The organism is uncultured Parabacteroides sp., from assembly GCF_905196875.1.
GTDB lineage: Bacteria > Bacteroidota > Bacteroidia > Bacteroidales > Tannerellaceae > Parabacteroides.
On sequence record NZ_CAJJWO010000034.1, the window covers coordinates 47,551 to 56,483 of the forward strand.

3 protein-coding genes and 1 pseudogene are annotated in these 8,933 nt (G+C 40.5%); all 4 read left to right on the plus strand.

The window, feature by feature from the left end:
* The first annotated feature begins 100 nt into the window (after positions 1–100).
* Positions 101–3,400: a TonB-dependent receptor gene (locus tag QZ076_RS12570; protein WP_293713658.1), complete on the plus strand. Its 3,300-nt coding sequence runs from the start codon at positions 101–103 to the stop codon at positions 3,398–3,400.
* Positions 3,401–3,418: 18 nt separating this feature from the next.
* A complete protein-coding gene (locus tag QZ076_RS12575; protein WP_293713659.1) occupies positions 3,419–4,999 on the plus strand; it encodes a RagB/SusD family nutrient uptake outer membrane protein in 1,581 nt (526 codons plus the stop codon).
* Between the two features lie 189 nt (positions 5,000–5,188).
* A complete protein-coding gene (locus QZ076_RS12580; protein WP_293713660.1) occupies positions 5,189–7,453 on the plus strand; it encodes a hypothetical protein in 2,265 nt (754 codons plus the stop codon).
* An 11-nt stretch (positions 7,454–7,464) separates the two neighbouring features.
* Positions 7,465–8,933 (plus strand): annotated as a pseudogene (locus QZ076_RS12585) (hypothetical protein); the annotation flags it as partial.

Here is an 8,933-nt window from a genome sequence, read left to right on the forward strand (position 1 = left end):
ATATATACTTCTTAGGTTATTCTGTCTGTACAGACAGAATAAATAGTCGATATACAACTGGCAAAGATATAATAATTTTATAATCTTAAAGCTATTACGTATGTTTAAATTGAAATGGAAGTTACTTCCGATTTTAGTCACGTTATTTTTATTTAACTCTGCTTATGCCCAAAGTGTAAAGATTGATCTATCCGTTAAGAACGTGTCACTGAGGCAATTTATTAAACAGATAGAAACGAAAACAGATTACACCTTTATGTTGGATCAGACGGTTGACCAGTCACAAAAGATCACAGTAGATGCCCGTCAGGAAAGTCTGGATGCTATTTTGAAAAAAGCCCTTGCCGCGAAACAAATCAGTTATGAGATCGTAGGAAAACAAATTATTTTGAAATTACCAGGGAATACACAGAGTAACCAATCGAGAAAAATCAGTGGTACGGTAAAAGATCAGAATGGAGAGTCTATTATCGGTGCTAATGTATCTGTAAAAGGTATGACTACCGGTACCATTACTGATGTTGATGGTAATTTTATGTTAGAGGCTTCCAGTGATGCAGTTATTGTTGTTTCGTATATAGGATATGTCTCTCAGGAGATAAAATCCGGTAATAAAATGCAATTGAATATTGTATTGAAAGAAGACTTACAAAATCTGGATGAGGTGGTGATTGTGGGATACGGAACTCAGAAAAAAGTAAATTTGACAGGAGCTGTGGCTTCAGTAAAAGGTGAAGAAATCACTAAGCGACCAGTTGTGAATGCTGCTAATATGTTGCAGGGGTTGATGCCTGGTGTACAGGTTACTCAATCAACAGGCCAGCCAGGAAGTAGTACAAATATTCAAGTACGAGGAATGGGTACATTCAGTGATGCGGGTTCGAAGCCTCTTATTTTGATTGATGGAGTGGAAGGTGATATGAATAAACTTGATCCGAACGTGATCGAATCGGTATCTGTCTTAAAAGATGCTGCTTCGGCTTCTATCTATGGTTCTCGTGCGGCAAATGGTGTAATCTTGATAAAAACCAAAGATGGAGGTAATAAGGATGGAAAGGTAAGTGTTTCTTACAATTTTAATTATGGAATCCATACTCCAACTAAAATGCTTGATCTTGTTACTAACTCTGCGGATTATATGGAAGCTTACAACACTTTCCGTGTAAATAATAATTATGGAGTGGCATTGCCGGAAGCCATGTATTCTCAGGAGGAAATCGATAAATATCGGAATGCTACCGATCGTAATTTATATCCAAACTACGACTGGATTGGTAATTTTATCCAATCAGCACCAACACAAATGCACAATATCAGCGTCAGCGGTGGAGATAAAACACGTTATAACCTATCATTGGGATACTTTAATGAAAAAGGTACTATGGAAGCTTTCCAGTATAAACGGTATAATGGACAGTTGAATGTCGTATCCGATGTAAGTAAAAGATTGAAGCTGGGAGGTAATATTATATTCAGCAAGGGAGATAGAAAAGAAGAGATAAGTGGCACAACAAATTACTTTTTATGCGTGACATCTCAGGCTCCAACTTATATGCCTACTTTGGCTGATGGTAGCGGAAGATATACATGGCGTGCTTATGAACATGAAATGTGTAACTGGAATCCGTATTATAAGCTGAAAGAAGAGACAAAACAAATAGATGAATATAATTTCTCTGCCCAGGTATGGTCTGATTTTGAGATTATCGATGGCTTACACTGGAATGTAAAGGGAGCTACTAATTATTCTACTATACAACAATCAGCTTTCTCTGCCCAGAATATTTGTTTGTTACTTTACAGGGACGATACGGTAAGGGGATATGACCAGCCATCTCATTTGGATAAGAAAAACGAACAGACCTTCTATACCAATTTACAAACCTATCTGGAGTATTCTAAAAAATTCAAGAAACATGAAGTAGGTGCTATGTTTGGATATAGCAATGAAGAAAATCGTTATAACTGGTTATCTGGATACAGACAGAATTTCTCTTCTCCTCAGACACCGGAAATCAATGCGGGAAGTCCGACAGGACAAACCAACGGCGGTAAAAGCGAATCCTGGGCTATGCAATCATTATTTGGTCGCGTAAATTATATATTCAATGATCGTTATTTGTTTGAGGCTAACTTGCGTTATGATGGAACTTCTCGTATGGCTTCCGGAAATCGTTGGGGAGTATTCCCTTCTTTCTCTGCTGGGTGGCGTATCTCAGAAGAAAGTTTTATGGAGCCGGCTAGATCATGGTTGAATAACCTGAAACTTCGTGGGTCATGGGGTAAACTTGGTAATCAGAATATTGGTATATATCCTTATCAGGCTATGTTGGATTTTACCGGAGCATATCCGTTTGATGATGCTAATCTGTCTCAGGGAGTAGCACAAAAAAAATTGAATAATTATAATATCAAATGGGAGACTACAACAACTACCAATATCGGGGTAGATATGATGGCATTCAACAAATTGTCTGTAACATTTGAAGTGTATAAGAAATTAACGGAAAATATACTTCGTGAAGCACAGGTTAATGCGTTGGTTGGTTTAGATGCACCGATTATTAATAGCGGTTCGATGCAGAATATCGGTTTTGACTTGGATATCAAATGGCAGGATCGAATTAATGAAGGAATCTTCAAAGGACTTTCTTACGGGGCAGGCTTAGTACTGGGAAGCTTTAAAAATAAGCTAGTTAAGTTCGGTACATGGGAAGATGGAAATAATGTCATGAAAGAAGAAGGACGTCCGTGGAATACATTTTATTTATTGCAAGCAGACGGAATCTTCCAATCAGAAGAAGAAATTGCAGCAGCTCCCAAGCAATTCGGTGAAAATACACAACCTGGTATGTTACGTTATAAAGATATAGATAACAACGGGGTGATTGATAATGACGACCGTGTTCCTATGGAAAAAGGTGTATTCCCTTCTTGCACGTATGGATTCAACCTGAACGCAGAATGGAAAGGAATCGATTTATATGCTTTCTTCCAGGGGGTTGCCGGATCGAAAGTGTATGTAACAGGTTGGGGAATTCAACCGTTCCAGCAAGGAACTGCTCCTACCAAAGATCAGTTGGCTAAAGCATGGACTCCTGAAAACCATTCGAATACTCATGTGATGTTGGGAGATCCTCTTTCTTATAATCATCCTTCCACTTATTTGTTGCAGGATAATTCCTATTTAAGATTGAAAACACTTCAAGTTGGTTATACATTGCCACAAAATTGGACGTCTAAGGTTGGGTTGAATAAAATTCGTTTTTATTTCTCTGGCGACAACTTATTAACATTTACCAACTATGAAGGACTTGATCCGGAAAGATCAGGAAGTGGAACTTTCCTGGCTTATCCGCAAAACAAAGTAATATCCTTTGGTTGTAACATTATCTATTAACACAATAAAGAATAAACAATGAAAAAACTAAATATACAAGTCGGAATTGTAGCGTTGTGTTCCCTGTTATTAGTAGGTTGTTCTGAAGATTTTATGAATAAACAACCTTCTGATCAACTCTCTAGTGAGACTTTTTATAAAAGTAAAGGTGATTTTGATATGGCTTTAACAGCTTGCTACGGTACATTGCAAAACCATGAATTATACACATGGTCTGTTCCTTATATGGAATGCATGACGGATAATGGGTATACTTATCAAAATTATTTATCAAGTACTACTATTTCGCAAGGGCCTGTCAACTCGACATCTGGAGGAATTGATAGAATTTATAATGCTCAATATAAGAATATAGTTCGTTACAACATCTTTTTGAAAAACCTAGATGAATATGTAGGTAGTGATATTACTGAAAGTGAACAAAATCAGATGGAAGCAGAAGTCAGATTGATGAGAGCTATTTCTTATTTGGATTTATATTGTTATTATGGTTCTGTACCATTGGTTCTTGAACCATTAACTTATGAGACTCAGGATCAACCACGTGCAGAATCTACAGAGATATATAATCAGGTTATTACTGATGTTGATTTTGCAATAGCGAATCTATCAGATCATTCTTATAATGATGGAAAAGGACATCTTGTGAAAAATGCAGCACAGGTTATAAAAGCACGAGCTTTGCTTTTTGAAGCTTATGATGATAATGGTGTGGCTAAACAGGATATCATGTCTGAAGTGAAACAAATTACCAGTGATATTATTAATACTGGATATTATCAAATTGCTTTGACATATAGGGCTTTATTCTGTGAAGATCAGGGGGAACAAAAAAATAATCCGGAATATATATTTGCGGTAAATTATTTAGGTCCTAATAACAATGCAACCAGTTTTCATGATTGGGGTGTATTTGTTAATTATATTGGTACGGCTGATGCTGGTGGTGGTATTAATCCTCTAAAAAATCTGGTGAATGAATATGATTTTAAAGATGGTACATCTTTCTCTGAAAGTAATTCTCTATATAATCCGGATAATGTCTATGAGAACAGAGATCCACGTATGGCTAAAACAATGTTTTCCGGTACATGTGCTTTTGAAAATGGTTTTACTCATAAACCTTCCGGGGCTACTTTCACAGATTACTATTTCTGGAAAATCATATCTGAAGATGATGCCCGCAATCCACGAGGTAACAATTGGTCTTCAAACTGGCCGTTGATGCGATACGCTGAAGTGCTGTTGATGTATGCAGAAGCAGCCAATGAAGTAGATGGTCCTACGGATGCTGTGCGAAATGCAATAAACCAGGTAAGGGATAGAGCGGATGTAAAGATGCCCGCTATTCCGGCCGGTCTGACAAAAGATCAGATGCGTGAGAAAATCCGTAAGGAACGCCGCATCGAATTATGCTTCGAAGGTTTCCGTTTCAATGACTTGAAACGATGGAAAATTGCAGAAGAACGTCTGAATATGACGGCAGAGCAGGCTGTTGTAGCCCGGAAATTTGAGAAACGTAATTATCATTGGCCTATTCCTCAGACTGAGATAAATAAGAGTAATGGCATTTTGAAACAAAATCCCGATTATCAATAGAATAAATAGAGTGTGTCTGTTATCATTTAGGAGAGAGGCACACTCTTCTTTTAAAAATCCGTGAGGAAATCTCATAGACATGAAATCGCAATAATAATCCACAGAATAGGCAATTATTTGCTATTCTTGTGAATGGTAAATGCTGTTATATTTGAAACAGTCTTATTTGAGTCTTAATCTTTAAACAATATGAATAATAAATTAGTAATCTGTTTGGCTGCATGCAGTATGTTGTCGTTTTCTGCTTGTAGCAATGGGGATGGATTGCCGGAAAGTCAGGCAGAAAATATCATAGGAAAACACACTATCCGTTTTACGGCACCTCCGAAGCGGATACCCGCACCGCATTCGGTCGATGCTCCTTTGTTGGGGAATGGTTTTACCGGGGTTGCCTTGTCGGGAACGCCGGAGTCGCAGGTCTTTTATGTTGCCAGGAATGATTTCTGGAGACTGAAGTCTGCTTTGGACGAATCATTTCCACTTGTCCTGGGTAAGATAGAACTGGATATCCCTCAATTGAAAGATGCCTCCTATTTGGTGGAACAACAGCTATATGATGCCGTATCGACCGCCCGTTTTACCCAAGGAGATATTTCCGTTTCCTATAAAGCCTTTGTTCCTGCTACGGAAGATATGCTGATTGTGGATTTGAATATGGAAGGGGATGGTTCTGTGGAAGGTTCTGCCGGAATATCTTTCTTGGGGAAAGAAGAACAGATTTATAATCCGCCTCGTGAACGGATATTCCCCGATGTCAGGGAGCATGAGACGAAACCGAATGGTATCGAGTATCTGTCCCGTGCCTTTGTAGACTCTGTCGATATACCGACTAAAGGAGCTATGGCGTTACGGGTGAGCGGATCTACGGATGGCAAATTCACCCTGGAACCGGGAAAAACGGTTCGTTTGGTGTGTGCCTTCTCCAGTAATTTCAAGAGTGACGATTGCGTGGCTACCGTCATAAAAAAAGTAGAAGATTTTACTCCGGCACGACAGGCTGAAATAGAGAAAAGCCATCGGGAATGGTGGCGGAATTATTGGGAAAAATCGTATGTCAGCATACCGGATAGTGTAATAGAAAAACAATATTATCTATCTCTTTACGGTATGGGCGCCTGTAGCCGGGATATTGATTTTCCACCCTCTATTTTTGGTACCTGGATCACGAAGGAACGCCCTTACTGGAATGGAGACTATCATCTGAACTATAACCATATGGCCCCTTATTATGCGCTTTATTCAGCTAACAGAATCGAGCAGGCAGATCCCTATTATATGCCTTTATTAGCTTCCATAGAACGGGGTAATTATTATTCGGAGAAAGTCACTGGCATTCCGGGGGGCATTTTGCTGCCTGTAGGTGCGGGACCATTAGGTGTTGAGACGACCCGCAGGACTCCGTTCATGGATACCTATTATTATGACTGGATTAAAAGTGGAAATATAGAAGACGAAGGTATGTTTTGGGGACAAAAAAGCAATTCAGCTTATGCGGTTGTTAATATGTCTATGCAGTTTTATCATACCTGGGATGAAGCCTATACCCGGAAAGTGTATCCTTTCGTAAAAGGGGTTGCCACCTTTTGGGAGAATTACCTGACGCGTGAAGGTGACCGCTATGTCATTTATAATGATGCGATCCATGAAGGTACGGTCGGGACGATGAATCCGATTCTTTCATTGGGACTGGTGCGGATGGTGATGCAGACCGTTTCTGACATGAGCGCTCTTTTGGGAGTCGATGAAGAAAAGAGAACGCAGTGGCAGTTTATCAAAGAACATCTTCCCGATTATCCGTTGCAGGAGCGAAACGGTAAGACAGTCTTCCGGTATACGGAAAAAGGTTGCGACTGGTGGGACGGAAACACTCTGGGAATCCAGCATATTTATCCCGCAGGCCAGATCGGTCTGAATAGTGATCCCAAGTTGCTGGAGGTTGCTTATAACACAGTCGATGAAATGCAACGTTGGCTGGATTCTAATGGAAGTAACAGCTTTTTCCCGGCAGCCGTGCGGATCGGTTATAAGCCGGATAGTATCCTGGCTCGTTTGAACACTTATTCAAAACATACTTACCCGAATGGCTTTCAGCTAAATAACCCGCATGGTATCGAAAACTGGAGCACGGTACCCAATACGATCAACGAAATGCTCTGTATGGGACATCAGGATATTGTCCGTGTCTTTCCTGTATGGCCTCGCGATAAGGACGCGTCGTTCCATCAGATTCGGGTAGAAGGTGCCTTTTTGGTTTCTAGTGAACTGAAAGGCGGAGCAGTCACTTCTTTGACTCTTGTTAGTGAGAAAGGTCGCGATTTAACTTTACAGAATCCGTGGAAAGGTAAGAAAGTCGAGATTACAGACCCGGTTGCCGGTAAGAGAACCGTGGACGGTGATTTTATAAAAATGAAGACAGAGGCCGGTCAGACGTACTTGTTTACAATGGCCGAATAAAATTAAGTCCTATGAAAATACGAAATATAAGCATAGCTATTTTGTGCATACTTCCTTTTCTTGTGAGAGGTCAGGCTCCGGAGGAATATAATCCCCATGTAAAAGAAATAATAGTCATCTGTAAAACTCATTTTGACATAGGTTTTACACATCGTGTAAAAGATATCGTTAATTACTATCAGACAGATATGATAGATAATGCGTTTAAGGCAATGGATGCTTCCGGAGATCTTCCGAAAGAGCAGCAATTTGCCTGGACACTTCCCGGATGGGTTCTGTCGAAGACGATGGAGGATTGGGACGGGCAGAATCCTGAACGGAAAAAGAAGCTGGAGGAAAAGTACAGATCAGGACAGATCATCTCTCATGCATTGCCGTTTACTATCACATCTGATATCTGTGGATTGGAAGAGATGGTGAGAGGATTGGGCTTTTCTTCTGCGTTAAGCCGTAAGTATGACCTACCGCTTTCCCGTTCCGGTAAACTGACGGATGAACCATCGCATACGGGGGCTTTGGCTACGGTTCTGGCTAATGCAGGTGTTAAGTTTTTACATATTGGCTGTAACTGGCCCAGTGGATTTGTTAAAACTCCAGGGCTGTTTTGGTGGGAAGGTCCTGATGGATCGCGTGTTCTAACCCTATATTCTCCTATCTATGGAACTAGTTACGGCCTGTATCCTGAAGCATGGACAAGCCCTGACGATCCGATGATCGGGAAAAACCTGATACCGGCAAAAGACTGGCCTTATAAGGTCTGGCCCGCCATATTAGTTACGGGTGATAACTCCGGACCTCCTACCGGCGAACAAATAAAAGCCATGTTTGAAGAAATAAAGGCAAAGATGCTCGGTGTCAATGTACACATGGGTACGATGGATGATTTTTATGATGCAATGATGCAGGAGAATCCTGTATTACCCGTTGTAAAATCGGCTATGCCGGATACCTGGGTACATGGAGTGATGTGTGACCCCGGAGGTGTTCGTTTGTCACGTGAAGTCCGTTCGCTTATTTCTTCAGCAGAGGCATTGAATACACAGCTTAAATGCTGGGGTGTTGAAATGCCGTCTGTTTCCAAAGAGGTAGCAAATGCGTATGAAAAAATTGCTTTGTACGGGGAACATACCTGGGGAGGGTCCAAAGCGATAAGTGCTTATGGCGAAGCATTCTGTAAGTTGCCGGCTGAAGAATATAAAGATTTGGAAGCATCCTGGGAAGATAAGACCGATTATATCCGTGATGCGTCTGAAATTACGCAGGCTATAGCAACGTACGATCTGGCTTGTCTGGCTAAAAATGTGAAACGGAACAGTACCTCTTATGTCGTATATAATCCTTTACCCTGGGTTCGTTCCGGATTGGTGAAGGTTGGTAATCGGGTGATGTTTGTGAAGGATATTCCTTCCTGTGGCTATCGGACTATCCCAATGGACAATCCGGATGAGAGTATGCATGAAAGTAAATCAGCTTCCATAGA